Source organism: uncultured Fibrobacter sp. (assembly GCF_900316465.1).
Classification (GTDB): domain Bacteria; phylum Fibrobacterota; class Fibrobacteria; order Fibrobacterales; family Fibrobacteraceae; genus Fibrobacter.
Genome location: NZ_ONDD01000059.1, coordinates 1 through 2,273, shown reverse-complemented (window position 1 = coordinate 2,273; position 2,273 = coordinate 1). Strand labels below are relative to the sequence as shown.

The following is a 2,273-nucleotide window of genomic DNA, read 5'->3' as shown; positions in this document are numbered from 1 at the left end:
CGTGATGATATCGGCTTTTTTCACATCCAGCACATCCGGGAAACGGAGGATCGAGGCGAGGACCAGGCTGTCGGAAACCGATGTCCCGCCAATCAGTACGCCATCCTTCGCGCAACGGAGATAGATGTCGCGGATCTGACGGAAGTATGCCTCCACGAGGTCACCGTTGACGGTCTTGGCATTCTCGGCCGTATTCGGTTCCCAGGTAAGGAAGACATCGATGGTACCGCGCTGGAGGACCTGGGCGATCTTCTGACGCAGACCGATCTCCTTGTCTTTCGGGAGCAGGGTGGTCTTGAGGTTGATATCGGCACTTTTTCCGTTCAACGTCCGGATTTCGACCGTCAGCTTTCCGTTTTCAAGCAAGGCTTCGGCTTTCCCGTAGCCGGTCATGGATCGGATCATCAGCTTCTTATTTAATGATATCCAACTCTTTGAAGACACGGGTCAACGCTTCGACGGCCCGGTCGACCTGTTCCTTGGTATGCGTGGCCATGAGGGCGAAACGGACCAGGGTATCCTGCGGAGCGCAGGCCGGGGGGATCACTGAATTGATGAAAACACCCTCATCGAAGGCCCGTTTGGTCACCATGAAGGTCTTCTCCAGGTCACGGACATAGAGCGGGATGATCGGGCTTTCCGTCTCGCCGATCTCAAAGCCCGCGGAACGGAACTTCTCCAGCGCATAGCGGGTTACCTCCCAGAGGTGGGCGATCCGCTCGGGTTCGTTCTGGATGATGTGGAGGGCTTCCAGGGCGCTGGCCGTCGCGGCCGGGGTCGCACTGGCGCTGAAGATATAGGTGCGGCATGAATGGCGCAAGTAGTTGATGGTGTCGAAATCACTGGCGATGAATCCGCCGATGCTGGCAAGCGACTTTGAGAAAGTACCCATAATCAGGTCAACCTCGTCGGTCAGTCCGAAATGATCACAAACACCACGGCCTTGCTTACCGAATACGCCAATACCATGAGCTTCGTCAACCATCACCGAGCAGTTGTACTTATGCTTCAGCTCGATAATCTCTGGAAGCTTGGCCAAATCACCCTCCATGGAGAACACACCATCGACGACAATCAGTTTAACGGCCTCATGGGGCAGCTTCTGAAGCACGCGCTCGAGGTCGTCCATGTCGTTGTGCTTATAATGCAACTGCTTTGCAAAAGCAAGACGTCGGCCATCCACAATACTTGCATGGTCGCGGTCGTCGCAGATTACGTAATCATCCTTGTTCAGCAGGGCTGGAATAACGCCTTGGTTGACGCTGAAACCGGTAGAAAAGCACAAGCAGTCGGCCTTACCAATATACTCAGCGATTTCTTTCTCCAGCTGAACATGAATGTCGAGCGTACCGTTGAGGAAACGGCTTCCGGCGCAACCAGAGCCATATCGGTCTAATGCTTCTTTAGCCTTATTGATGATACGCTGATCGCCGGTAAGTCCTGTATAAGCATTGGAACCGAACATAAGAACCTTATGGCCGCCCATCTCTACTTCTGTTCCCTGCTTGCTTGTGATCTCACGAAAATATGGATATACATCCATAGCCATGAATTTCTGAGGCTCACGGTAGCTCTTGAATCTTTCTTGTAATTGTCCCATTATAAATAGGTGAAGATTTTCTAATTTAATAAACAGGCTGCAAAGTTAATAAATATTTAAACAATTCGGAAACATTTTTGTAGAAAAGTTGCATTTTCTCAAAATAAAGTGTGTTTTATGGCAGTTGATTGCAAGATAATTATTAACTTTGCAACTCAAATGAAGAGGAAGATAGTATTTGTGATGAACCCCATTTCGGGCACGGCCAGCAAGGCGGGCATACCGAAACTTATCGACGAGACGATTGACAAAGAGCGTTTCGACTATGAGATTCGTATGACCGAATATGCCGGCCACGCATCCGAGATAGCGAGCGAAGCCAAAGAACAAGGCGTCGACGCCGTAGTTGCCGTTGGTGGTGACGGAACGGTGAATGAGGTGGCAAGGGCTATTGTTCACTCAAATACTGCGCTAGGCATCATCCCTTGTGGTTCCGGCAACGGGCTGGCACGCCACTTGATGCTTCCGATGAACACGAAGAAAGCCATCGAAATCATTAATCTCTTCGCCATACACGACCTGGATTATGGCATCATCAACGGCATTCCGTTTTTCTGCACCTGCGGCATGGGATTCGACGCTTTCATCAGCATGAAGTTCGCCATGTCGGGCAAACGAGGACCTATCAGCTATGCCGAGAATGTGCTGAAAGAAGGACTCACCTATCAGCCGG

The 2,273-nt window shown here is 50.9% G+C and carries 3 protein-coding genes; 1 reads left to right on the top strand and 2 read right to left on the bottom strand.

The genetic code is table 11. The features are described 5' to 3' along the window. Together QZN53_RS12955 and QZN53_RS12950 are read right to left on the bottom strand one after the other, a co-directional pair. Positions 1-405, bottom strand: a 405-nt coding sequence (locus QZN53_RS12955) for a YicC/YloC family endoribonuclease (protein ID WP_205428160.1), incomplete at its 3' end; no start/stop codon positions are given. Positions 406-412: 7 nt separating this feature from the next. Then, the gene (locus tag QZN53_RS12950) at positions 413-1,600 is read right to left on the bottom strand and encodes an aminotransferase class I/II-fold pyridoxal phosphate-dependent enzyme (protein ID WP_163439327.1); all 1,188 of its coding nucleotides are present in this window, start codon (positions 1,598-1,600) and stop codon (positions 413-415) included. 159 nt (positions 1,601-1,759) lie between these two features. On the opposite strand from QZN53_RS12950, the gene QZN53_RS12945 reads away from it, so the two are divergent. Beyond that, positions 1,760-2,273 (top strand): acylglycerol kinase family protein (locus QZN53_RS12945; protein WP_163439328.1); only part of this gene is annotated, 514 nt, incomplete at its 3' end.

Excerpts from the sequence above, each read along its gene's own strand:
- QZN53_RS12950 (WP_163439327.1), bottom strand. The coding sequence starts at position 1,600 with ATGGGACAATTACAAGAAAGATTCAAGAGCTACCGTGAGCCTCAGAAA.